The organism is Aeromonas sp. 603404, assembly GCF_049171775.1.
Lineage (GTDB): Bacteria > Pseudomonadota > Gammaproteobacteria > Enterobacterales > Aeromonadaceae > Aeromonas > Aeromonas veronii_A.
Genome location: NZ_JAAKPE010000012.1, coordinates 118106 through 141113 on the forward strand (window position 1 = coordinate 118106; position 23008 = coordinate 141113).

Below are 23008 nucleotides of genomic sequence, written 5' to 3' on the forward strand. Positions count from 1 at the left end.
ACAGTCGCAATGAGCAATGCACTGAGCAGTGTCCCGCCGGTAGTCGCGATGGACTACCCCTTTCCGGCCAAACCTCTTCCCCTGAGTGCCGAGCAGAGAACGACCTTGACCACAGAAATCAAGGCGCTGCTCAAGGAGCGCAAGGCGGTACTGGTTGCCCACTACTACACGGATCCCGAGATCCAGGCGCTGGCCGAAGCCACCGGCGGTTTCGTCGGTGACTCGCTGGAGATGGCCCGCTTTGGCCGCGATCATGAGGCGCAGACCCTGATCGTCGCTGGAGTGCGCTTCATGGGGGAAACCTCCAAGATCCTGAGCCCCCACAAGCGGGTGCTGATGCCGACGCTGGAGGCCGAATGCTCCCTCGATCTGGGCTGTCCCATCGAACAGTTTTCCGCCTTCTGCGATGCCAATCCCGACCATACCGTGGTGGTCTATGCCAATACCTCGGCAGCCGTCAAAGCACGGGCTGACTGGGTGGTGACCTCTAGCATTGCACTGGAAATCGTCGAACACCTCGACAGTCTGGGTCACAAGATCATCTGGGGCCCGGATCGCCATCTGGGTGCCTATATCGAGAAGAAAACCGGGGCGCAGATGCTGCGTTGGCAGGGCCACTGCATCGTCCATGACGAGTTCAAGGCCCGTGCCCTGCGCGAGCTGAAAGAGCAGAATCCGGACGCCGCCGTGCTGGTTCATCCGGAATCCCCCGCCTCGGTGATCGAGCTGGCCGATGCGGTGGGCTCCACCAGCCAGCTGATCAAGGCGGCCAAGGAGCTGCCCCAGCAGAAGCTGATCGTGGCGACCGATCGGGGCATCTTCTACAAGATGCAGCAGGCCTGTCCGGAGAAAGAGATGGTGGAAGCTCCGACCGGTGGCGATGGCGCCACCTGCCGCAGTTGCGCTCACTGTCCCTGGATGGCGATGAACGGTCTGGTGGCGATCAAGGAGGCCCTCACCGACGGTGCCGAGCACCACGAGATCCATGTCGACGAAGATCTGCGGGTCAAAGCTTTGATCCCCCTCGATCGGATGCTCAATTTCGCCGCCGAACTCAAGCTCAAGACCCAGGGCAACACCTGATTGCCGCCATTACAAGATGCAAAGAGGGCTCCCGCGGGAGCCCTCTTTATTTATCTGAACCTAATCCAACTCAGATGATTACGGTGGAGAGACTGTGCTCTTCATCCGGTGCAACGGTCACACCCGCCTCGCCAGCGATGGCTGCTTCGACGCAGAGCATGGTGCGATAGCCATCGTCGCTCATGTCGGCCATGGCGGTGGCCCCTTCCAGCCAGGGGGTCCAGACCACCACGCTGTCGTGGTTGCCACTGACAATCCGGGTCTCGCGCTCACCATCCTGCACCTTCACCAGCGCCTCTGGCTGCCAGTAGACCCGATCCAGCGGCCCGTTCAGGGTCAATGCACCCTGCTGCTTGGCATCCTGTCCGGTCAGCTTGTCGGCATAGGGCTCACCCAGGCCGGTGACGCTTACCGCCTCCGGTGCGCTGATCTGCAAATAGGTGTGCAGCGCACCGCTATAGGTCAACGGCTGAGCACCTGTGTTGCGAGTGGTCAGCACCAGCGAAAGCTCTTTGCCAACCAGCACGTCCAGTTCCAGCTCGAAGGTGTGATCCCACAGGGCGCGGGTCGCATCGCTGTCGCGCAGGGAGAGATGAACGAGCGTGCCGTCAGCGTGATCGGAGACCCCGTCCAGCATCCAGAGGGTGGTACGTGCAAAACCGTGGGAGGGCTTGCCGCTACCGACGCGGGCGGGCGCCGGGCCAAACCAGGGCCAGCAGATCGGGATACCACCGCGAACAGGCTTGCTGCCATCCAGCACCGCCTTGTCACTCAGCCAGATGGAGGCCGGCTCGCCATGACGCTGATAGCTCAGCACATGGGCGCCAAACAGGCTGATTTCTGCCTTGGCATAGTCGTTGTTGATGGTGAGAACCGGCAGACCGGCCGCATTGTTGGCAAGCTTGCAATTGGCTGTCAGGGGACGAATGGATTGCATGTGGACTCCTGTCATCAGGGGAAACCGAAAAACAAAAAGGCGGCCAATGGCCGCCTTTTTCAAGCTACGCGATTGCGCATCCCAAATTACTTGGAGATGTGAGCGATCAGGTCCAGAACTTTGCTGGAGTAGCCCATTTCGTTGTCGTACCAGGATACAACTTTAACGAACTTGTCGGTCAGCTGGATACCAGCTTTGGCGTCGAATACGGAGGTCTGACGCTCACCCAGGAAGTCGGTAGATACAACTTCGTCTTCGGTGTAGCCCAGAACGCCCTTCATGGAGCCTTCGGAAGCAGCTTTCATCGCTTCGCAGATTTCTGCGTAGGTGGCAGCTTTCTTCAGGTTAACGGTCAGGTCAACAACAGACACGTCCGGAGTCGGAACACGGAAAGCCATACCGGTCAGCAGGCCTTTCAGTTCCGGGATAACTACGCCAACAGCCTTGGCAGCACCGGTAGAGGACGGGATGATGTTCTGAGCCGCGCCGCGGCCACCGCGCCAGTCTTTGGCAGACGGACCATCAACGGTCTTCTGGGTAGCAGTGGTAGCGTGAACGGTGGTCATCAGGCCAGACTCGATACCGAAGGTGTCGTTCAGTACTTTGGCGATCGGAGCCAGGCAGTTGGTGGTGCAGGAAGCGTTGGAAACGATGTCCTGGCCAGCATAGGTAGCGTGGTTAACGCCCATTACGAACATCGGGGTCGCGTCTTTGGACGGGCCAGTCAGAACAACTTTCTTGGCACCGGCAGCGATGTGCTTGCGAGCAGTCTCGTCGGTCAGGAACAGACCGGTAGCTTCGGCAACAACGTCAACACCGATTTCGTTCCAACGCAGGTTGGCCGGGTCACGCTCAGCGGTAACACGTACGGTTTTGCCGTTTACAACCAGGTTGCCGTCTTTAACTTCAACGGTACCCTTGAAACGACCGTGGGTAGAGTCGTACTTCAGCATGTAAGCCATGTAGTCAACATCGATCAGGTCGTTGATACCAACAACTTCGATGTCAGAACGCTCGCAAGCCAGACGGAATACGAAACGACCGATACGGCCAAAACCGTTAATACCTACTTTGATAGTCATATTTAGTTACCTAACTGTTCAGTAGTCAAAGAAAATTCCGCTTGTAAATTTACTAGAACTCTCCGGTGAGTCAACCAACATTCTGTCTGAAATTGCGCTATATCATGAAAAACTGTGAAATTAATTTTCTGTTTATGTAACTGATTACCACGTTTTGACGAAAAAAGTGCCAGATCGTGGCATCGCGCAGATATCAACAATAGTGCCTACTCGGTCACACAACCATTCACTGAGATATGTAAAAATGTGCGCGGTTTAGCATGGCCCATAGAGCCACTGTTCAAGTACCACCCCATAAAAATCAAACAAAATAGTATAGATAGAATCCACAGCGGGAATTCTCAAACTATGACCACCCTGATTGAACAGCTGGCTGCCGCAAAAGGTATCGCCAGCGAGTATGTCGATGCCTGGGGCCACCCGGCCCAGGTATCCGAAGAGAGCAAGGCCGCCATGCTGGGCGCCATGGGCTACCGCGTCGATGACGAGGCCGCACTGGTGCAGCAGCTGGAAGAGGAACATCGTCAGCACTGGCTGCGGGCGCTGGATCCTGTGATGGTGGTTCGCACCGGCGACGCCGTTACCCTTGAGGTTCGCCTCCCCATCGAATTCGTCAACGACGCCCTCACCTGGCAGCTCCAGCAGGAGCAGGGTGCTGTGTTGTCCGGTCAATTCACCCCCATCGAGGGTGAGCTGGTCGGCGTGGCCGAATTTGAAGAGATGGAGTGCCAGGCCTATCGCGTCACGCTGGATATGGCCCCTGAGCTGGGTTATCACCAGCTGGTGCTGCTGGAAGAGGGCAATGACGAGCCGCTGGCCACCATGCGCCTCATCGTCGCCCCCAAGGCCTGCTACAAACAGGCGCCGATTGCCAATGGCCGCAAGGTATGGGGCCCGAGCGTACAGCTATACTGCCTGCGCAGCCGCCACAACTGGGGTATCGGTGATTTCAGCGATCTGGGCCAGCTGGTCGAGAAAGCCGCCGCCTGGGGTGCCCACTTCGTCGGCCTCAACCCTATCCACGCCCTCTATCCGGCCAATCCGGAGAGCGCCAGTCCCTACAGCCCCTCTTCCCGTCGCTGGCTCAACGTGGCCTATATCAATGTGGAAGCGGTGCCCGAATTCCAGCAGAGCGATCGCCTGAAAGCGGAAGTGGCAAGTCCTGCCTTCCAGCAACATCTGGCCGACCTGCGCGCCAAAGAGAACGTCGATTACACCGGTGTGATCCAGACCAAACTCGGCATGCTGCGTCAGGTGTTCGATGAAGCCACCCTGAGCGCCGAGCGTCAGGCCGCCTTTGATGCCTTCGTGGCCGCCGGTGGCGACAGCCTGCAACAGCAGGCCGCATTTGATGCCCTGCAGGCCCACTTCTATGCCAAAGGCGAAAATGCCTGGGGCTGGCCGGTATGGCCGCAGGAACTGCGCGATTACCACAATCCTGCCGTTGCCGCCTGGATGGCCGAGCACCCGCAAGATGTCAACTTCTACCTCTATCTGCAGTTCCTGGCTGACGAACAGCTGGCGCAAGCCGATGCCCGCGCCAAGGCTGCCGGCATGGTGATGGGGATCTACCGGGATCTGGCGGTGGGCGTCTCCGAAGGCTCCACCGAGATCTGGGCCAACCAGGATCTCTACTGCCCGAAAGCCTCTGTCGGTGCGCCGCCCGATATCCTCGGCCCGCTCGGTCAGAACTGGGGCCTGCCCCCGATGAACCCGAACAAGCTGTTTGAAGCGGCCTACCAGCCGATGGTGGACTTGTTCCGTGCCAACATGCGCTCCTGCGGCGCACTGCGCATCGACCACGTGATGGCACTGCTGCGCCTGTGGTGGGTACCGCCCGGAGCGTCCGCCGCCAAGGGCGCCTACATCTACTATCCGGTCAACGATCTGCTGGGCATTCTGGCCCTCGAATCCCACCGCAATCAGTGCCTGCTGATCGGCGAGGATCTGGGCACCGTGCCGGAGGGGATCGACGTGACTCTGAAAGAGAACGGCGTTCACTCCTACAAGGTGTTCTTCTTCGAGCGCTCCAAGGAAGATGGTGGCTTTATCTCCCCGGCACACTACACAGAGCAGGCGATGTCGGCCCTGACCACCCACGACATGCCGACCCTCAAGGGCTTCTGGCACTGCGATGACCTGGCACTCGGCCGTCAACTGGGTCTGTATCCGGATGAAGATGTATTGAAGACTCTGTATGCTGATCGTCACCAGGCCAAACAGCGGATCCTCGACAGCTTGCATGCCCACAAGGTCATCTCTGACAACATCAGTCATGACGTGAACTGGGTCGGCATGAACACCGAACTCAACCACGGTCTGCAGATCCATATGTCCCGCGGCAGCTGTGCCCTGTTCAGTACCCAGCTGGAAGACTGGCTGGAGATGGACAAGCCGGTCAACGTACCGGGCACCAGTTACGAATACCCCAACTGGCGCCGCAAGCTTTCCGCTGATCTGGAAGATATTTTTGCCAATGAGGCACTCAAGGCACTGGCTGGCAAGATGAGCCAAGCCCGTGATGAGGCCAGTCGTTGAGACGCTGTCTCCCACAGCGCTCTCACCTAAATCCACTCCGGCTTCGGCCGGAGTGGATGCTCTGTCATGAAAGGAAATCTCGATGCTCGTTGAACGTTTGGTTGCTGCCCGCTGTTCCGATCCCTTCTCTCACTTAGGCCTGCAGGCCAATCCGGATGGGCCCGGCCTCAAACTGACCGCCTGGTTGCCTGATGCCCTCGAAGTTCGCGTCAAGGATCTCAAGTCGGGCAAAGTCGTTGCCACCCTGGCGCCCACCGATGAATCGGGTCTTTTTGAAACTGTTTTCACCCGCCGCAAAAACTCCTTCCCCTATCAGCTGCTCGCCAGCTACCAAGATGCCACCACCGAGGTCATCGACCCCTATCAGTTTCAGGATGCCGCCTGGGCAGGCCTGGCCGAACTGACCGCCCAGCCGGAAAACCTCTATCACACCCTTGGCGCCCAGCTGCGCACCGTGGAGCATCTTGGCCAGCAGGTGGAAGGGGTGCGTTTTGCGGTCTATGCGCCGAGCGCCACCGCCGTGAGCCTCATCGGCGATTTCAACTTCTGGGATGGCCGCCGCCACCCGATGCAGCGCAGCCTCTGCGGTCACTGGGTGCTGTTTGTGCCGGGCCTCAAGGCCGGGGATCGCTACAAGTTTGAGCTCAAAGACCCCATGGGCAACCGGCTGCCCCACAAGAGCGATCCGGTCGGCTTTTACTGCGAGCAGTATCCGTCGTTCGCCTCCGTGGTCTATGACCACGCCCAGTACCAGTGGCAGGATGCCGAGTGGATTGCCAGCCAGCACAACGACAAACGCGAGCAGCCGCTCTCCATCTATGAGCTGCACGTCGGCTCCTGGAAACGCCACCCCAACGGCGACAGCCTGAGCTGGCGTGAACTGGCAGTGGAGCTGGTCGCCTACGTCAAGGAGATGGAGTACACCCACATCGAGCTGCTGCCTGTCTCCGAGCACCCCTTCAGCGGCTCCTGGGGCTACCAGCCGGTGGGCATGTTCTCCCCCACCAGCCGCTACGGCACCGCTGATGATTTCAAATACTTCGTCGATCAGTGCCACCAGGCCGGGATCGGCATCATTCTGGACTGGGTGCCCGCCCACTTCCCGTCCGATGCCCACGGACTGGCCCGTTTCGACGGCACCCCGCTCTACGAATATGAAGATCCGCGCCGTGGCTGGCACCCGGACTGGAACTCCTACATCTACGACTTCGGCCGCGACACAGTGCGCCAGTTCCTGGTGGCGAGCGCCCTGTTCTGGCTCGACAAGTTCCACATCGACGGCCTGCGGGTGGATGCGGTCGCCTCCATGCTCTATCTGGATTACTCCCGCAACGCCGGTGAATGGGTACCGAACGTCGATGGCGGCAACCACAACTACGAGGCGATCAGCCTGCTCAAGTGGACCAACGAGGAGGTCTACGGCAAGTATCCCCACGCCATGACCATAGCCGAAGAGTCCACCGCCTTTGCCGGTGTCTCCCGCCCCACCTTCCTCGGCGGCCTCGGATTTGGCTTCAAGTGGAATATGGGCTGGATGCACGACACCCTTACCTATATGCAGAAAGAGCCGATCCACCGCCGCTACCACCACAACGACATGACCTTCTCCATGGTTTACCACTATGACGAGAACTTCATCCTGTCGCTCTCCCACGACGAGGTGGTGCACGGCAAGCACTCCATGCTCTACAAGATGCCGGGCGACGAGTGGCAGCAAGCAGCCAACCTGCGGGCCTACATGGGTTTCATGTACGCCCACCCGGGCAAGAAGCTCAACTTCATGGGCACCGAAATCGCTCAGAGCAACGAGTGGAACCACGACGCCCAACTGCCGTGGCATCTGCTGCAATATCCCAAGCATGCCGGTCAGCAGCGCCTGATCCACGATCTCAACCACCTCTACCGTCATGAGCCTGCCTTGTATCAGGCCGATTATGAGCAGACCGGCTTCCGCTGGCTGGATCATAACGATGCCGACAACAGCATCTTTGCCTGGCTGCGGGCGGACAAAGAGGGCAAGCAGGCTATTGTGGTGGCTTGCAACTTCACCCCGGTGCCCCGTATCGAATATCGGATCGGCGTCCCTGCGGCGGGCCACTATCGGGTGGTGCTCAACACCGACAGCGAGTATTACTGGGGCAGTAACTATGATGTAGGTCTGGTGTTCGCTGCCGAGCCGACCCCCTGGCAGGGGATGGCACACAGCATAGTGCTGGATCTGCCGCCGCTGGCGACCTTGTTTATCAAACAGGAGTCTTGATGCTTGTAATGGAAAAAGGGGTGGGCCACCCGCTGGGGGCCCGCCTTGACGAGAACGGTTGCCACTTCTGCGTCTGGGCCCCCCAGTCGGACAAGGTGGAGATCTGCCTGTACGACGAGCAGGAGCATGAGCTGATGCGGCTGGAGTTGCCCGGCCGCCGTGGCCAGTATCGCTTTGGCTACGTGCGCGGCGTAAAGGCCGGTCAGCGCTACGGCTATCGGGTCTATGGCACCCCGCAGGAGGGGATGCTGTTCGATCCGCAAAAACTGCTGATTGACCCCTACGCCAAGGCGCTCAGTCGTCCCACCTACTGGGATGAAGCCCTCTATCAGGGTGATAGTGCCGGGATGATTGCCAAGTCGGTGGTAGTGGATGACAGTTTTGACTGGCAAGGGGTTGGCAAACCCGGGATCAGTCCGGCCCGCACCATTATCTACGAGACCCACGTCAAGGGCTTTACCAAGCAGCACCCGGGGATCCCCAAAGCGCTGCAGGGCACCTATCTTGGCATCTGTCACCCGCTGGTTATCGAGCACATGAAGAGCCTCGGCATCACCTCGGTGCAACTGATGCCGGTGGCCGCCTTCATGTCGGAACCGCGACTGGAGCAGTTGGGACTGACCAACTACTGGGGCTACAACCCCATTGCCTTCTTCGCCCCGGAGCCACGCTACAGCACCAGGGCCGACGAGGCGGTGACCGAGTTCAAGACCATGGTGCGCGAGCTGCACCGGGCCGGGCTCGAGGTGATCCTGGATGTGGTCTACAACCACACTGCCGCCTCTGGCTTCGATGGCCCTACCCTCTCGTTCAAGGGCTTTGACAACGCCGGTTACTACGCCTTCGAAGCGGGCCCCCACGGCCCGGACTACACCCGTCACGCCAACGTGACCGGTTGTGGCAACAGCGTCAATCTGGATCACCCCAACACCCTGCGACTGGTGCTCGATGCTTTGCGCTACTGGGTCACCGAGATGCAGGTGGATGGCTTCCGTTTCGATCTGGCGGTGACGCTGGCGCGGGAAGCGGGAGAGTTCGAGCCCATGGGCGCCTTCTTCAAAGCCGTGATGGCCGACCCTGTGCTGTCACAGGTCAAGCTCATCGCCGAACCCTGGGATATCGGCCCCTTCGGCTACCGGCTGGGTCAATTCCCGAGCCAGTGGCAGGAGATCAACGACCGCTACCGCGACACGGTGCGCGCCTTCTGGCGCGGTGATGCGGGCAAGATGGGGGACTTCGCCACCCGGCTGGTGGGTTCGCGGGATATCTTCCCGAAAAACTGGCGCTCCCCCCACACCAGCGTCAACTACCTCTGCTATCACGACGGTTTCACCCTGGAGGATCTGGTCTCCTACAACCAGCGCCACAATCAGGCCAACGGTGAAGACAATCGGGACGGCCACGGCAACAACCTCTCCTATAACCATGGGGTAGAGGGGCCGACCCTGGATCCGCGGGTCAACAGCCTGCGCCAGCAGCAGAAGCGCAATCTGATTGCCACTCTGCTGCTCTCCCAAGGTACTCCCCACTTCCTCGCCGGGGACGAGATGGGACGCAGCCAGCTTGGCAACAACAACGCCTACTGTCAGGACAACCAGATCAGCTGGGTCAACTGGCAGTGGCGACCGGAGGATGAGCGGCTGTTCGCCTTCACCCAGCAGATGATGGCGCTGCGGGCGGAGTCCTGCGTCTTCTCCAACCTGCAACTGAGCGACGACAGCTGGAATGGCACCCCGTCCAGCTGCCATCAGGTCAACTGGTATCACCCGGACGGCCACCAGCTCACCGATCAGGATTGGCACGCCCCCATGGGGCAGGCGTTCGCCATGGATATCGGCATGATCAACTGTGTCGGCGAGCGCTGGTACGTGCTGTTCAACGCCAGCGATTACGACATCCAGTTCCGCCTGCCGCCGCCGGGGGAAGGGCTGGAGTGGATCCAGACTATCGACACCGCCACCAACGATGGCCTCCCCTTCCTGCCGGATGACATCAAACGGCAGGTGGCGGTCGGCCGGGCCCACTCCCTCAAACTGCTGGAGCGGGTGGCGCTGGCCAGCACGGCGGAGGATGCCCAGCCACCGCAGCAGGAAATTCTCCCTGCATCCGGTGAGGAGATGGTTGCCACCTCGATCACAGATACAGGCAAAGCATAAGAGGCATGCTGGAGTCAGCTTTACGGAGCCGCTATGCTGGGCTCCGGTATGGATGGCAAGGAGTCGGTATGAGCAGTAACAATCCGGAACAGTGGCGCAGCAAACTGACCGCCGAGCAGTTTCACGTCTGCTGGGAGAAGGGCACCGAGCGCCCCTACAGCGGCGCCCTGCTCCACAATCGCAAGAGCGGCGACTACCTCTGTGTCTGCTGCAAGAGCGTGCTGTTTCACTCAGGAGCGAAGTTTGACTCCGGCTGCGGCTGGCCCTCGTTCGACAAGGCCATCGAGGGGACGGTGGAGTACACCGAGGACAACAGCCACGGCATGAAGCGGGTGGAGATCACCTGCCGCCAGTGCGGCTCTCACCTCGGTCACGTCTTCCCCGATGGACCGACCGAGACCGGCCAGCGCTACTGCGTCAACAGCCTGAGTCTGGATTTCGAACCCGAGGTCTGAACGGTTTACCCATTGCAATAAAAACGGCACCTCCGTTATGGAGGCGCCGTTTTTTTATCGGGATTTCACCGGCTTCACGCCAGCAGGATAGCAGCCATCACCAACAGGGCCGCGATGGCCGGCACCGGCAACTTCAACACCCGCAGCAGATAAAAGCCGATGGCCGCCAGCGCAAGATCGGTCGGCGCCAGCACCGCACTCTGCCACACCGGCTGATAGAGGGCCGCCAACAACAAGCCCACCACGGCGGCGTTGATTCCGGTGACGGCCCCCGCCAGACGGGGCCGGGCCAGCCACTGTTGCCAGCAGGGGCCCACCGCCCAGAGCAGCAGAAAACCGGGCACAAACAGCGCCATGGTCGCCAACAGGGCCCCGATCAGCGGCATTTCGGGTTGCAGCTGGGCGCCAAGATAGGTGGCAAGGGTAAACATGGGGCCCGGCACCAACTGGGCCAGGCTGTAACCGGTCAGAAACTGCTGCTCGTTGAGAGTGTGTCCCACGCTCTCTTGCAGTAGCGGCAACACCACATGGCCACCGCCAAACACCAGACTACCGGCGCGATAGAAGTCGGCAACCAGCTGGCCAAGCGGGCTACCGAGCAGCGGCAGACCGATAAAAAGGATGCCAAACATCAGCAGGGTAGGCCAATGAGGCTGACTGCTGGCGGCAGAAGGTAGCTCGGCGGAGGCTGGCACACTACCCGCCCCGCTCTGGCTGCGGGCGCAGATCAACGCCGCTCCCGCCAGCATCAACAGTTGAGTCAGCAGACCGGGCTGCCACCAGAGTGCGGCAGCGGTCACCACCATAATCCCTTGGGTCATTCCAGTGGCACAGAACTGACGACTCATGGTGAACACCGCATCGGCCACCACGATAAGCGCCAGCAGCTTGAGGCCGTGCAAAGCCGCATCGAGCCACAGATTGCTGCCCAGCTGGCCGATGCCGATCGCGGCCGCCAGTAGCAGCAGAAATGAGGGCAGCGTGAAGCCAAGAAAAGCTGAGAGCGCCCCGCCCAGACCGGCGCGATGACGACCGATGGCGAAACCAAGCTGGCTGGAGGCGGGCCCCGGCAGCAGTTGGCACAGCGCCAGCAAGCGGGCAAATTCGGCCTGTGTCAGCCAGCCAAGCCGCTGGACGAAGGTGCGCTGGAAATAGCCGATATGAGCGGCCGGACCACCAAAGCTGATGCAGCCCAGCCATAAAAACTGAATAAATACCTGTCCCACGCTCTTCTCCCTCATCCCTCTTCTCCCGATGGAGAGGGGATATTATGACAGCGCGATGATCGTTTTATGACAATCAGACTGATTAGGCCGACACCATGGGCATATCACCCGGCAAATAGCAGCGTCCCGCCAGCCAGCAGGCGATGGACTGACGGCTGGCGTCGAAATGGGGCTCGGGCAACGCGCGCGGATCGCACCAGACCCAGCCTTCGCACTTCTCCGGCTCCAGCAGTTGCGGCTCACCATCGGCCTTAGCGTGCAGCGTCACCGAGATATAGTGCAGCCCGCTCTCGCGCCATGTCTCCAGATTGTTGGTCACCGCCACCACCTCGGGCCCGTGGATCTCAAGTCCCGTCTCCTCGGCCACCTCGCGGATCGCCGCCGACTCGAAGCTCTCCCCCAACTCCAGATGACCACCCGGGATCGACCAGTAGGGGGCATGGCTCCCTTTGCGTTTGCCAAGCAGCACCTGGCCTTGGGCGTTGGTCAGGATGACGCCGACCCCGACGCGGGGATAGAGAGTGGACATGAAAACGCTCCTTCAATCAGGCAATAAAACGGCCTCACCTTAGGCCCAAGGAGGGCACAGGGCAAGCCCCGGCTGCACGGCACCTGCGGCCGTCAGTGGTCCCCCCCCTTGCCCCTTAACCGGTTATCACTGATGCTGGGGAGTGAAGCCCGGATGGAGAGGTCATCCCCATCCTCTCAGTCCCCCATTACCCCGAGGAGTCCGCCATGAAAAAATTGCTCCCCCTGTGCGCCCTGCTGCTCACGGCTTGCCAAACCACGCCGCCCCCCAACTCGCTCGCCATCGATGATGCCGACGCCTGGCAGGCCATTTGCAAAGATGGCACCCGGGTTCGCGCCGTGGTGGCAGAGGGGATCTGTGGGGATCATCGTGGGGTAGCCATGTGGACGAATAAGCCAAGAGAGGAACGGATGGCAGAAGAAGCCGCCAAATAGTGTGATCTAGACACCATAAAATGACACTGCCGGCCAATTGGCCGGATTTTTTCGCGATCTCGCCAGCACTTTGCCACCTTGTTCATGGTGCGCTCAGTTTTCTGTTCCCATACTGGCCCTACAGTTCCAAAAGAGGAGAGACAAGATGCAAACATCCATCGTCGGGCTCTCCATTCTGTGGGGGCTAGCCAGTTTTGGTGTTCAGGGGGATTTCATCGAGAGCCGTGATTCCGTTGCGCCATCCTGGCAAGCCGAGTCCAGAGTGGAGATGGAAGGTTATCTGATTGAATCGCTTGGCGAAGATCGCTGGCTGTTCGACAACGGCAGCGAGAGCCTGCTGGTCTCACTGCCCGAGGGGCAATGGGTGCCGACCGGCGAGCGGCTGCGGGTCAGCGGCGAACCGCTGCAGGAGCAGAGCGGCTGGCTGCTGCAGGTGGCAGACATCAGCCAGGTCAGCGTCTGACAGCGGCAGTCGCCCCGTCACCGCGACAGCTAATCCAGACCCGATAACCACTACCGAATAACCAAGAGCGAATAGCAAAAGAGGAGGCCAGTGGCCTCCTCTTTCTGTTTATATAAGCGGCTTGCGCGGGCTCACCCCAGATGGTTGAGCGGTAGTGCCGTCTTGTGCTTGATGCGACGCAGCACGAAGCTGGAGCGCACTCCGGTCACCCCCGGAATATGGGTCAGCTTGTCCAGCAGGAAGTGCTGATAGTGCTCCATGTCGCGCACCACCACCTTGAGCTGGTAGTCGGCATCATTACCGGTGATGAGATCACACTCCAGCACTTCGGGCAGTTCGCTGATGGCGCGATCGAAGTTTTCGAACCGCTCGGGCGTGTGTCTGTCCATGGAAATGTGAATGTAGGCGGTGAGGGTGAGGCCAAGCTGGCGGGCGTTGAGCAGAGTAACGTGGGTGTCGATGAGACCGGCATCCTCCAGCGCCTTGACCCGGCGGGAGCAGGGGGACGGCGAGAGCCCGACCAGCTCGGCCAGTTCCAGATTGCTGATGCGGCCATTCTCCTGCATCAGCTCGAGAATATGTCTGTCTATGCGATCAAGTTTCAGCATCTACCCTTCCTCGTTGCAATGACTAATCCACTTTTCCTAGATTAAGGGTGAACTATTGCAAAAACAACCGAAAAAAGTGGTTACTTTGCAACCACTCACCGGCACGGGAGGGATACTATGGTTACATCTTCCGGTGGCAAAGCAGATACCTGACCGGGTCTCTGCGGTGAAGGACCTTACCGGGTCAAGAGCCCCATCAGCCGTCTTACCTTATCGGGAAACGACGGGCTGGAACGAGAGAACCCCCTCCCCGAAGGCAACAAAGCAGGCATCCCGGCGCCTGCTTTGTTGTTTTTGGGCGTTTGACGAAATCAGAGCGCGGGCGGCGTGATGCGATAGAGGCAGCGATGCGCCCCCTCCAGCAGATATTGCTCCCGCTCCACCCTCGCCGGCGCCAGCAGCTGGCGAAACAGCGCCAGTTCGCTGCGACAGAAACCGCGGCAGGTGCGCGCCGCCGCACAGATGGGACAGTGGCTCTCCCACAGCAGCCAGCTGCCATCCTCTTCGCGGCGGATCTCCGCCATGTAGCCCTCGCGAGTACGCAGCTCCTTGAGCGCCGCCAGCCGGCCAGAGAGACCATGGGACCCCAGCGCCTCCTGATAGCGAGCAAGCATCTGCAGCTCCCGCTGCTGGATCAGCCGCTCCATCCCCTCCTCGCCAAACAGCTCGCGCACGTTGTCGATCAGTTGCACGGTCAGGTCGCTATGGCTATCGGGGAAGCGCTGCCAGGCCTGCTCGGTGAGCTGCCACAGCCGCACGGGACGACCGCGCCCGCGCGCCTCGTCGCTGAATGTAACCCACCCCTCCTGCTCCAGCGTGAGCAGGTGCTGACGGGCGCCCATGGAGGTCATCTGCAACTGCTCCCCCAGCGCGGCGGCGCTCTGCGGGCCATGGCTCTTGAGCAGAAACAGGATCTTGTCGGTGCTTGCGTTCATGGTCTCATTATGGGGATCGCCCTTTATTAAATCAACAATTCACTTTACTTAATCCCATCTATGAATCAGCATAAATAAACAAATAACTTTACTTAATGGGTGCAACATGGAGAAACACGGGCACAAAAATCCCCTCTGGGTGCTGGTAATGACGGTCACGCTGGCAGTTGCAGGCTTCAGTCTCCCCTCCCCGGTATTGGCACCTTTGCTGCTGGATCCGGCCCACGGCATGCTGACGCCGGAAGCCTCCGACTGGAGCCGCAAGGTGTGGCTGGGGGTCATCATGGGGCTCTATCCCCTGTTCCAGCTGGTGGGCAGCCCCTGGCTCGGTCGCCTCTCCGACCGCTATGGCCGCAAGCCACTGCTGTTGCTATCGCTGGCGGGGGTGCTGGCAGGCTATGCCCTGATGGCATTCGGTATCGCCTGGCGCTCACTCCCCCTGTTGCTGCTCAGCCGGATTGTGGAGGGGCTGTGCAACGGCAACATCGCCATCGTGCAGGCGATGGCGGCGGATCTCGCCGGCAAGGAGCACAAGGCGCGCAGCTTCGCCTGGATCAACATCGGCATGAATCTGGGCTGGGTAGTGGGGCCGGTGATCGGGGGCTACGCCGCGGTGATCTCGGGGGATTACAGTCTGGCGGCCTGGCTGGCCGTCGCGATGACCCTGCTCAACCTGCTGCTGGTGCTCTGGCTGATCCCCTGTCGTCCGCCGGTGGCGGCCACCCTTCAGGCCGCGACTCTCTCCAGCCGCCAGTTGCTGCTGCAACCGGCCCTGCTGCCCTACTTCGCACTCACCCTGATCAGCTATGGCGCCGTGCAGCTCTATTTCACCTACTTCAACATCTGGCTGGTAGAGCGGCTGGCCTGGGATCCGGCCCAGCTGGCGCAGGCGGCTGTGCTGGTGAGCCTGCCCATGATGGCGGGCTCCTGGCTCGGCTCCCGCATCGCCCGTCACTGGCGCGGCAGCTCCCTCGGCATTGTCGGCCATCTGGTGATGGCGAGCGGCATGCTGCTCTTTATCCTGCCCGTGCACTGGTGGGGACTGGCGCTTACCTTCGTTCCCGCTGGCATCGGCATGAGTCTGGGGGAGCTGGCCACTTCGGTGGCGATCTCCAACCGCAGTCACCCGGAGCAACAGGGGCAGGCGATGGGGCTCTACCGCGCCCTCGCCGTAGGCAGCGAGATCCTGGCGGTGCTGCTCGGCAGTCTGGTGCTGCTGGCCGGTACCGAGTGGCCCTTCTATCTCGCCACCCTCTGCTCCCTTGCCAGTGCCGCCGGTTTCTATCTGCTGCGTCGCCGTGCCGACCGTCGTCAACAGCTGGCCAGCTGCACCTGAGCCACGAAGGGATCACAGTTCGGCGCTTCGGCTGCGGGCAAGACTTGCATCGGGGCGCCGGGTCTGGGACGGTAAAGCTCTTTGCGGATTTGTTCGATGCTGGAGGAGCTATGAGTGAGTACAAGGCCATCGCGCTCGATATGGATGGCACCCTGCTGACCCGGGATCACAAGATCTCGTCGGCCACCCGGGCAGCCCTGGCGCAAGCCCGCGCCCACGGCATCAAGGTGCTGCTGGTCACGGGACGCCACTACATGACGGCACGCCCCTTCCACCACGAGCTGGCCCTCGACACCCCCCTCATCTGCAGCAATGGCGCCTATCTCTATGATCCGGTGCAAAACCGGATCCTCAGCGGCGACCCGCTGGCGGCCGCCCCGCTTACCGAGCTGCTGGCCGCGGTCGAGGCGCAGCAGATGGGCGCCCTGTTCCACCTGAGCGAGGGGATCGGCTACATCGGCTGCGAAGAGCATGTCACCCGCATCCGCCATTGGTCGGCCAATCAGCCAGACCACCTCAAGATCGCCCTCCACCCGGTCGAGGAGCTGGCAGGCTGGCTCGACAACCCGGTCTGGAAACTGGAGCTGTTCAATCAGGATCCGGCACGCCTGCACACCTTTATGGGCGAGGTGGTCGAGCAGATACCCTTTACCCGCGACTGGGCGGCCCCCTATGCGGTGGAGCTGGTACAGCCCGGTTGCAGCAAGGGCAACCGGCTTGCCCAGTGGGCAGCCAGCGAAGGGATTGCGATGGAGCAGGTGGTGGCGTTTGGGGATAACAACAACGACATCAGCATGTTCGAGCAAGTTGGGCTGGCGGTGGCCATGGGCAATGCGGCCCCGCAGATCCAGAGCCATGCCCATCGGGTCACGGCCGACCACAACGAAGATGGTATCGCACTGGCACTGCAGCGCTGGGTACTGCCCTGATCTGACAAGATGCAACATGGCCAGCACGCGGGCTGGCCATGAAGAGAGGGATTAACCGCCGAAGGAGAACTGGATCACCCGATCCGGATAACGCAGACGGTTGTACTCCCGGCGCAGGGATTCGTAGTGGCGAATGGCTCGATCGCGCTTGGCACGGTAGTAGTCGCGCTGTTCCGTGTTGGTTTCGTTGCGGATGCTGCGTTCAAGCGTATCGATATCCCGCTCGGTACGCTCCAGCTCGTCGCTGATCTCCCGCAGGCGGGCAGCCAGTTTGTACTCTTCGTAGCCACGCTGATACTGCTTGAGGAAGCTGGCGTCATTGGGGCATACCCCCAGATAAGCCTGCCCCTCCTTGCCCTTGCTGTAAGCCAGCTCGGGAATGCAGTAGAGCTCCAGCCCCTTGTCGTAGCCCCGTTTCCACTCGGCCTCATCCACTTTGAGGCCATATTCGCTGCAAGACGAAACGTAATCGCGGGTCGCCTGACGGGTTTTGCCTTCCGATCCATCCTGATAACCCAGGTTGTACCAACTCATGGTACGGCACTCATCTTCTGACAGGGCACTGCATCCCGCCAGCAATACCGGCAGGGTCAGCAACAGGATTTTGGGGGACATGAACAGACTCCGGAAAAGATAGTGAGCGGCATTCTAGAGAGGATAAAAGGCCATAACAAGGGATGCGCCCCCGTGTGATCTGGCGCGGTTTATTTGATGCTTTTGTCACTATTCAACGCAGTGCCAGACGGGCGGCCAACCCGCTTTCCTTGTTATCAGGTGCAAGGTAAACTGCGCCATCTTTTAACTGGCGCGCAACAAAAACAATGAAAGTCCTGACCGTCGATTACCGCTCACCCGATGCGGCCCAACGCTTCACCGAATCCCTGCGAACCACCGGCTTTGGCGTGTTGACCAACCACCCCATTCCGAAAGAGCTGGTGCAGTCCATCTACGACAACTGGTATCGCTTCTTCATGAGCGAGCAGAAGCAGGATTTCCTGTTCAACCGCGAAACCCAAGATGGCTACTTCCCGCCGTCGGTCTCCGAGGTGGCCAAGGGCCATAGTCAGAAAGACATCAAGGAGTACTTCCACATCTACCCCTGGGGCCAGATACCGGAAGAACTGAAGGAGCAGGCGATGGAGTACTATCGCCTCGCCAACGGTCTGGCCGCCGAGTTGCTGGGCTGGGTCGAGCAGCACACCCCGGCCGATATCGCCGCTCACTACAGCTGCCCCCTCTCCTCGATGATCGAAGAGAGCCAGAAGACTCTGCTACGGGTGCTGCACTATCCGCCGTTCGATGGCACCGAGGAGCCGGGCGCCATCCGCGCCGCCGCCCACGAGGATATCAACCTGCTTACCATTCTGCCCGCCGCCAACGAGCCGGGGCTGCAGGTGAAGGGTTCCGACGGCGAATGGATGGATGTGCCGTGTGACTTTGGCACCCTCATCATCAATATCGGCGACATGCTGCAGGAGGCCTCTCGCGGCTACTATCCCTCCACCACTCACCGCGTCATCAACCCGACCGGTGGCAGTGCCAGCAAGTCACGCATCTCGCTGCCGCTGTTCCTCCACCCGCGCCCGGATGTGGTGCTCTCCGAGCGCCATACCGCCCACAGCTACCTGATGGAGCGGCTGCGGGAGCTCGGGGTGATCTAGTCCGCCGACGAACAGTTGTCAGAGACCAAACCGGAGCAATCTCGCTCCGGTTTTTATTTGGTGGCAGGATTGGGTAAAAAACAGAATTAAATTAGACAATCGTGCCAATAAATCGCATTTATACCTGATAACCGTCGTAGTGATTGCGCCGTGACCTCCGTAACATGAGCGCCATTCTGCCCCTGCCAAGGGGCGCTCGATTGGAGTTCTTATGAAGCAGTCCCAATGGTCATCCCGACTCGGCTACATCCTCGCTGCAGCGGGTTCCGCGGTCGGTATCGGCGCAATCTGGAAATTCCCCTATGTCACAGCCGTCAACGGCGGCGGCGCCTTCCTGCTGGTCTTTCTGCTGTTCAGCTTCACCCTGGGGGTTGCGGTACTGATGGGGGAAACCCTGCTCGGCAGCATGAGTCGCCGCGGGGTAGTCGGTGCCTTCTCCGATCTGCTCGGCAAACAGTGGCGATGGGTTGGGGTAATGGGGGTGATCTCTACCCTGCTCATCTACTGCTTCTACAGCGTGGTGGGCGGCTGGACCCTGGGCTATACCGGCATGGCCATCTCAGGCCAGCTCAACCATGGGGATGCGGCGGCCCTCACCGCCCGCTTCAATGACTATGTCAGCGGCGACGTCTGGCCCATTCTCACCCATCTGCTGTTTGCCGCCCTCACCTGGATGGTGGTGCAAGGCGGCATTCAGAAAGGGGTGGAGCGCACCCTGCGCTGGATGATGCCGGCCCTGTTCCTGATGATCCTGATGCTGGTCGCCTTTGGCCTCACCCTGCCCAATGCGATGGCGGGAGTACGTCACTTCCTGATGCCCGACTTCAGCAAGCTGGGGATGTCTGGCGTGCTCGATGCCATGGGACTGGCCTTCTTCTCCCTCTCCATCGGTCTGGGCATTCACACCACCTACGGCGCCTATCTGCCGACCAGCGAAGGGGTTGGTCGCTCCAGCCTCTGGGTGGTGCTGCTGGCCAGCATGGTGGCGGTACTGGCGGGGCTGATGATTTTCCCGGTGCTGGCCTCGACCGGTATCGACCCGGCCTCCGGCCCCGGTCTCACCTTTATGACCATGCCGGCGGTGTTTCAGCTGCTGCCATTCGGTCAGGTGCTTGAGGTGATCTTCTTCGCCCTGCTGGTCTTTGCGGCGCTCTCCTCGGCCATCTCCCTGCTGGAGCATTTGCAGTGCTTCCTGTGCGAGACCTGGGGCTGGTCACGCCGCACGGCCTGCAGCGCCATCACTGGATTCGTCATGGTTAGCGGTGTTCCGGTCAGCCTGTCGTTTGGCCCGTTGCAACACGCCACCCTGTTTGGCAAAACCATTTTCGAGTTGCTGGACTTTGTCACCTCCAACCTGATGATGCCGCTGTTCGGCCTGATGCTGACGCTGCTGCTGGGCTGGAAGCTGGGGCGCAAGGCACTGCCGCAGGGGATTGCCAGCCACTGGCATCACCTGCTGATGAACTGCTGGCGCTGGATTGCCCCCTTGCTGATCGGCGGGATCTTGATTCGCGGTCTGGTGTGACGGTTACTCTTCGCGGGTGGGCTCATCGGCCCGCCCCTGGGCGGCTCTGACGGCATCCAGGGCATGCTGCCAGCGGGTGATCTCGGCATCATCCGTTCCCTTGGAGAAGACGATATAGAGACCGGCCTGATGGAGCAGCACGCCACTGCTGACGATGCTGCGCCGGGATAACCCCATCTTGTCGAGGGTGGCCTCCATCACCAGCTCCGCCATCGGCAAGGCATCGATCTTGCCCAGCATCAGCCGCTCTATCGCCTCCCCGACCGTCTTGTAGCGCACCAGATTGGTGTAGCCCTCATGACTCAGCCGCACATCATCGGCATTACCCAGCACTACCCCCACTCTGGGCAGATCTCGCAACTGTGCCAGCGAGGTCAGCGGGTGGCGACTATCGGGCGCCTGATAGATAAAGACCCGATTGATAAAGAGCGGGCCAACCCATTTGAAATGGGACTCCCGCTCCGGGAGCCGCTGTACCACGAACAGTCCATAGCCGGGCTCGACCCGTGCCAGCGCCAGCGCCCGCTTGAGCGGGTAAATCCGCACCGGATAGCGGGTGCCAAGCTCCTCCTGCACCTCATCGATCAGGCGAATGGCAAATCCGTCGAGCTTGCCGTCGCGGTATTCGGTAAAGGGGGGTAAGTCGTGACTCAGCAGGGTTAATGCGGGCTGCGCCGACACACTCAGGCTGATCAGTAACCAGGGCAGCACCATCCATCTCATACGACATCCTGTCTCATCGTTGTTCCCATCAGCGCCATGTAGCGGTCACTAGTTCCAGAAGAAGCTACGTCGATTATCGCCCAGTAAATAGCTACAAGGTAGAAAAGATACGGCCAGGTAACGCGCTCACCGATTGAGTTGTACGTACAGTCAGAGTGATGACAGCGGCACACATAAAAAATTTTTGATTTTATGTGTCAATTATTCTTTCCATGGTTTAGGCTGTTCCCTCATTCATTAGTCAGGTTGTCACCTCATGTCTGCCATCCTCGTGCTGTTTGGTCGATTTTTTAGCTCGCAAGAGAGGTGACCTTGCACGCACAGTTTTTCTGAATGTTCATTGCAAAGGTCGCCTCAGGCGGCCTTTTTTATGGTCTGTCGTTTATTGCTACAGAGGAGTATTGCTTCGATGTCGTGTTACCCGGAGGTTGTATGAGCCAGGTTCAGTGGTCTTCCCGTCTCGGTCATGTGCTGGCCGCAGCAGGCACAGCGATTGGCCTTGGTGCCATCTGGAAGTTTCCCTATGTGACCGCCACCAATGGCGGTGGTGCCTTTCTGCTGGTGTTTCTGCTGTTCAGCTTCACCCTGGGGGTAGCGGTACAGGTCGGCGAAACCCTGCTCGGCAGCCATAGCCAGCGCGGGGTGCTCGGCGCTTTTCGCAAACTGGTGGGGCCGAACTGGCGCTGGATGGGGTATATGGGGATTGCCTGCGGCTTCTTTATCTACAGCTTCTACAGCGTGGTCGGTGGCTGGACCGTGGGTTACGCTGCGCTGGCGATGGCTGGCAAACTCAACCTGAGCGAGGGGAGCGCCCTCACCGCCCTGTTCAACGGCTATGTCAGCAACCCCTGGTGGCCGGTGCTGACCCATCTGGTGTTTGCTGGGCTAACCTGGTGGTTCGTGCAGGGAGGTATTCAGAAAGGAGTGGAGCGGGCACTGCGCTGGATGATGCCCGCGCTCTTCATCATGATGTTGTTGCTGGTAGGGGTCGGTCTCTCCATGCCGGGCTCCATGGCGGGTGTACGCCAGCTGCTGCTGCCGGACTTCTCCATGCTGACCGGCCAGAGCGTGCTGGACGCGCTGGGGCTGGCCTTCTTCTCCCTCTCCATCGGGCTCGGGGTACACACTACCTATGGCGCCTACCTGCCCAATAGCGAAGGGGTGCTGCGCTCCGGGGTCTGGGTGGTCACTCTGGCAAGCCTTATCTCGGTGCTGGCGGGCTTGATGATCTTCCCGGCGCTGGCCTCCACCGGCATCGATCCCACCGCAGGCCCAGGGCTCACCTTTATGACCATGCCTGCCGTGTTTAGTCATCTGCCGTTCGGTCAGGGGCTGGGGGTGGTCTTCTTCCTGCTGCTGCTGGTGGCGGCGCTCTCCTCCTCCATTTCCATGCTGGAGCATCTGGTGCGCTTCACCACCGAGGAGTGGGGTTGGTCGCGTCGTGGCGCATGCCGGGTACTGACCCTGCTTATCATGGCCTCCGGCATTCCGGTGAGCCTGTCGTTCGGCCCATGGAGCGATCTGACCCTGTTTGGCAAGACCATCTTCGAGCTGCTCGACTATCTGACCTCCAACCTGATGATGCCGCTGTTTGGTCTGGTACTGACCCTGCTGCTGGGCTGGCGCCTCGGTGATGCCATTCTCCCTGTAGGCCTGTCACCCGCCCTGCGTCTGGCGCTGCTCTGGTGCTGGCGCGTGGTGGCGCCGCTGCTGATCAGCGGGATCCTGATCCGCGGGATCATGTAGCACCTTGCGCATCTTTGCGGGCAGGCCTTGGCCTGCCCTTTTTATTGCTGGCGTTTGCTTTAACAGGCGTTCATATGAACAGCATCACGATGGACAGGAGTGAAGTCAGTGGCCGTCGAGCAATCTAGGAAGAGCAGGATGAAGAAGGATCGGAGTGGCAGAGTGGCACAATAAGAGGTGGCGTTCGGCTCGCCACACCGGCAACAGAAGAAGTTGAAGTACTGAATTGCGGGCAAAAAAAATCCCCATCTGAGTGGGGACTTTATCTGCAACTGAAGCTGATATCTCAGCCTCGCTTGCGAATATGGTGGTCGTTACTGGGATCGAACCAGTGACCCCCTCCTTGTAAGGGAGGTGCTCTCCCAGCTGAGCTAAACGACCT

Annotated in this window: 20 protein-coding genes and 1 tRNA gene; 12 read left to right on the forward strand and 9 right to left on the reverse strand. The window is 60.3% G+C overall.

What is annotated here, in order from left to right:
* Positions 1–9 precede the first annotated feature (9 nt).
* Positions 10–1083, forward strand: a complete 1074-nt coding sequence (gene nadA, locus G5306_RS15745; protein ID WP_421313124.1) for a quinolinate synthase NadA — start codon at positions 10–12, stop codon at positions 1081–1083.
* Between the two features lie 70 nt (positions 1084–1153).
* Here the strand turns inward: nadA and G5306_RS15750 are convergent, their stop codons facing one another.
* Positions 1154–2020, reverse strand: a complete 867-nt coding sequence (locus G5306_RS15750; protein WP_421313125.1) for a D-hexose-6-phosphate mutarotase — start codon at positions 2018–2020, stop codon at positions 1154–1156.
* An 86-nt stretch (positions 2021–2106) separates the two neighbouring features.
* Positions 2107–3102: a type I glyceraldehyde-3-phosphate dehydrogenase gene (gene gap, locus G5306_RS15755; RefSeq protein ID WP_378006773.1), complete on the reverse strand. Its 996-nt coding sequence runs from the start codon at positions 3100–3102 to the stop codon at positions 2107–2109.
* A 348-nt stretch (positions 3103–3450) separates the two neighbouring features.
* On the opposite strand from gap, the gene malQ reads away from it, so the two are divergent.
* From malQ to msrB, 4 genes are all read left to right on the forward strand, one after another.
* The gene (malQ, locus tag G5306_RS15760) at positions 3451–5640 is read left to right on the forward strand and encodes a 4-alpha-glucanotransferase (RefSeq protein ID WP_199251991.1); all 2190 of its coding nucleotides are present in this window, start codon (positions 3451–3453) and stop codon (positions 5638–5640) included.
* A gap of 82 nt (positions 5641–5722) precedes the next feature.
* Positions 5723–7900 (forward strand): 1,4-alpha-glucan branching protein GlgB, encoded by a 2178-nt coding sequence (glgB, locus tag G5306_RS15765; protein ID WP_181269221.1) that lies wholly within the window; start codon positions 5723–5725, stop codon positions 7898–7900.
* A complete protein-coding gene (glgX, locus tag G5306_RS15770; RefSeq protein WP_216952050.1) occupies positions 7900–10056 on the forward strand; it encodes a glycogen debranching protein GlgX in 2157 nt (718 codons plus the stop codon). The genes glgB and glgX overlap by 1 nt, the downstream gene beginning before the upstream one ends.
* Positions 10057–10124: 68 nt before the next feature.
* A complete protein-coding gene (msrB, locus tag G5306_RS15775) occupies positions 10125–10511 on the forward strand; it encodes a peptide-methionine (R)-S-oxide reductase MsrB (protein WP_042079988.1) in 387 nt (128 codons plus the stop codon).
* A 74-nt stretch (positions 10512–10585) separates the two neighbouring features.
* Here msrB and chrA read toward each other — a convergent pair whose 3' ends face one another.
* Both chrA and G5306_RS15785 read right to left on the reverse strand, forming a co-directional pair.
* On the reverse strand, positions 10586–11737 hold the full coding sequence (chrA, locus tag G5306_RS15780; RefSeq protein WP_410489647.1) for a chromate efflux transporter: 1152 nt from the start codon (positions 11735–11737) through the stop codon (positions 10586–10588).
* Between the two features lie 82 nt (positions 11738–11819).
* Positions 11820–12266, reverse strand: coding sequence for a nucleotide triphosphate diphosphatase NUDT15 (locus G5306_RS15785; protein ID WP_064339420.1), 447 nt, complete (start codon positions 12264–12266; stop codon positions 11820–11822).
* Between the two features lie 206 nt (positions 12267–12472).
* Between G5306_RS15785 and G5306_RS15790 the strand changes: the two genes are divergently transcribed.
* Together G5306_RS15790 and G5306_RS15795 are read left to right on the forward strand one after the other, a co-directional pair.
* Complete coding sequence (locus G5306_RS15790; protein WP_216952052.1) at positions 12473–12700, forward strand: hypothetical protein; 228 nt, start codon at positions 12473–12475, stop codon at positions 12698–12700.
* Positions 12701–12845: 145 nt separating this feature from the next.
* Complete coding sequence (locus G5306_RS15795; RefSeq protein ID WP_202005344.1) at positions 12846–13163, forward strand: hypothetical protein; 318 nt, start codon at positions 12846–12848, stop codon at positions 13161–13163.
* 131 nt (positions 13164–13294) lie between these two features.
* Here G5306_RS15795 and G5306_RS15800 read toward each other — a convergent pair whose 3' ends face one another.
* The gene (locus G5306_RS15800; RefSeq protein WP_005304871.1) at positions 13295–13771 is read right to left on the reverse strand and encodes an Lrp/AsnC family transcriptional regulator; all 477 of its coding nucleotides are present in this window, start codon (positions 13769–13771) and stop codon (positions 13295–13297) included.
* 311 nt (positions 13772–14082) lie between these two features.
* The gene (locus G5306_RS15805) at positions 14083–14706 is read right to left on the reverse strand and encodes a helix-turn-helix transcriptional regulator (protein WP_100645115.1); all 624 of its coding nucleotides are present in this window, start codon (positions 14704–14706) and stop codon (positions 14083–14085) included.
* Between the two features lie 106 nt (positions 14707–14812).
* On the opposite strand from G5306_RS15805, the gene G5306_RS15810 reads away from it, so the two are divergent.
* Together G5306_RS15810 and G5306_RS15815 are read left to right on the forward strand one after the other, a co-directional pair.
* A complete protein-coding gene (locus G5306_RS15810) occupies positions 14813–16042 on the forward strand; it encodes an MFS transporter (RefSeq protein WP_421236388.1) in 1230 nt (409 codons plus the stop codon).
* Positions 16043–16152: 110 nt separating this feature from the next.
* The gene (locus G5306_RS15815; RefSeq protein WP_421313126.1) at positions 16153–16971 is read left to right on the forward strand and encodes a Cof-type HAD-IIB family hydrolase; all 819 of its coding nucleotides are present in this window, start codon (positions 16153–16155) and stop codon (positions 16969–16971) included.
* Positions 16972–17022: 51 nt separating this feature from the next.
* Here the strand turns inward: G5306_RS15815 and G5306_RS15820 are convergent, their stop codons facing one another.
* A complete protein-coding gene (locus G5306_RS15820) occupies positions 17023–17586 on the reverse strand; it encodes a DUF2799 domain-containing protein (protein ID WP_005362971.1) in 564 nt (187 codons plus the stop codon).
* 206 nt (positions 17587–17792) lie between these two features.
* On the opposite strand from G5306_RS15820, the gene G5306_RS15825 reads away from it, so the two are divergent.
* Together G5306_RS15825 and G5306_RS15830 are read left to right on the forward strand one after the other, a co-directional pair.
* Complete coding sequence (locus G5306_RS15825; protein WP_421236387.1) at positions 17793–18632, forward strand: isopenicillin N synthase family dioxygenase; 840 nt, start codon at positions 17793–17795, stop codon at positions 18630–18632.
* Positions 18633–18843: 211 nt separating this feature from the next.
* The gene (locus tag G5306_RS15830; RefSeq protein ID WP_005335722.1) at positions 18844–20157 is read left to right on the forward strand and encodes a sodium-dependent transporter; all 1314 of its coding nucleotides are present in this window, start codon (positions 18844–18846) and stop codon (positions 20155–20157) included.
* Between the two features lie 3 nt (positions 20158–20160).
* On the opposite strand, the gene G5306_RS15835 is transcribed toward G5306_RS15830, so the two are convergent.
* On the reverse strand, positions 20161–20880 hold the full coding sequence (locus tag G5306_RS15835) for a substrate-binding periplasmic protein (RefSeq protein ID WP_421313127.1): 720 nt from the start codon (positions 20878–20880) through the stop codon (positions 20161–20163).
* 432 nt (positions 20881–21312) lie between these two features.
* Here G5306_RS15835 and G5306_RS15840 point away from each other — a divergent pair, with 432 nt between their 5' ends.
* Positions 21313–22626 (forward strand): sodium-dependent transporter, encoded by a 1314-nt coding sequence (locus G5306_RS15840; protein WP_236320252.1) that lies wholly within the window; start codon positions 21313–21315, stop codon positions 22624–22626.
* A gap of 305 nt (positions 22627–22931) precedes the next feature.
* Here the strand turns inward: G5306_RS15840 and G5306_RS15845 are convergent.
* Positions 22932–23007 (reverse strand) — tRNA-Val (locus tag G5306_RS15845).
* Position 23008 lies beyond the last annotated feature (1 nt).

Coding starts and splice junctions, on each gene's coding strand:
- nadA (WP_421313124.1), top strand. CDS start 10: ATGAGCAATGCACTGAGCAGTGTCCCGCCGGTAGTCGCGATGGACTAC.
- G5306_RS15750 (WP_421313125.1), bottom strand. CDS start 2,020: ATGCAATCCATTCGTCCCCTGACAGCCAATTGCAAGCTTGCCAACAAT.
- gap (WP_378006773.1), bottom strand. CDS start 3,102: ATGACTATCAAAGTAGGTATTAACGGTTTTGGCCGTATCGGTCGTTTC.
- malQ (WP_199251991.1), top strand. CDS start 3,451: ATGACCACCCTGATTGAACAGCTGGCTGCCGCAAAAGGTATCGCCAGC.
- glgB (WP_181269221.1), top strand. CDS start 5,723: ATGCTCGTTGAACGTTTGGTTGCTGCCCGCTGTTCCGATCCCTTCTCT.
- glgX (WP_216952050.1), top strand. CDS start 7,900: ATGCTTGTAATGGAAAAAGGGGTGGGCCACCCGCTGGGGGCCCGCCTT.
- msrB (WP_042079988.1), top strand. CDS start 10,125: ATGAGCAGTAACAATCCGGAACAGTGGCGCAGCAAACTGACCGCCGAG.
- G5306_RS15785 (WP_064339420.1), bottom strand. CDS start 12,266: ATGTCCACTCTCTATCCCCGCGTCGGGGTCGGCGTCATCCTGACCAAC.
- G5306_RS15790 (WP_216952052.1), top strand. CDS start 12,473: ATGAAAAAATTGCTCCCCCTGTGCGCCCTGCTGCTCACGGCTTGCCAA.
- G5306_RS15795 (WP_202005344.1), top strand. CDS start 12,846: ATGCAAACATCCATCGTCGGGCTCTCCATTCTGTGGGGGCTAGCCAGT.
- G5306_RS15800 (WP_005304871.1), bottom strand. CDS start 13,771: ATGCTGAAACTTGATCGCATAGACAGACATATTCTCGAGCTGATGCAG.
- G5306_RS15805 (WP_100645115.1), bottom strand. CDS start 14,706: ATGAACGCAAGCACCGACAAGATCCTGTTTCTGCTCAAGAGCCATGGC.
- G5306_RS15810 (WP_421236388.1), top strand. CDS start 14,813: ATGGAGAAACACGGGCACAAAAATCCCCTCTGGGTGCTGGTAATGACG.
- G5306_RS15815 (WP_421313126.1), top strand. CDS start 16,153: ATGAGTGAGTACAAGGCCATCGCGCTCGATATGGATGGCACCCTGCTG.
- G5306_RS15820 (WP_005362971.1), bottom strand. CDS start 17,586: ATGTCCCCCAAAATCCTGTTGCTGACCCTGCCGGTATTGCTGGCGGGA.
- G5306_RS15825 (WP_421236387.1), top strand. CDS start 17,793: ATGAAAGTCCTGACCGTCGATTACCGCTCACCCGATGCGGCCCAACGC.
- G5306_RS15830 (WP_005335722.1), top strand. CDS start 18,844: ATGAAGCAGTCCCAATGGTCATCCCGACTCGGCTACATCCTCGCTGCA.
- G5306_RS15835 (WP_421313127.1), bottom strand. CDS start 20,880: ATGAGATGGATGGTGCTGCCCTGGTTACTGATCAGCCTGAGTGTGTCG.
- G5306_RS15840 (WP_236320252.1), top strand. CDS start 21,313: ATGAGCCAGGTTCAGTGGTCTTCCCGTCTCGGTCATGTGCTGGCCGCA.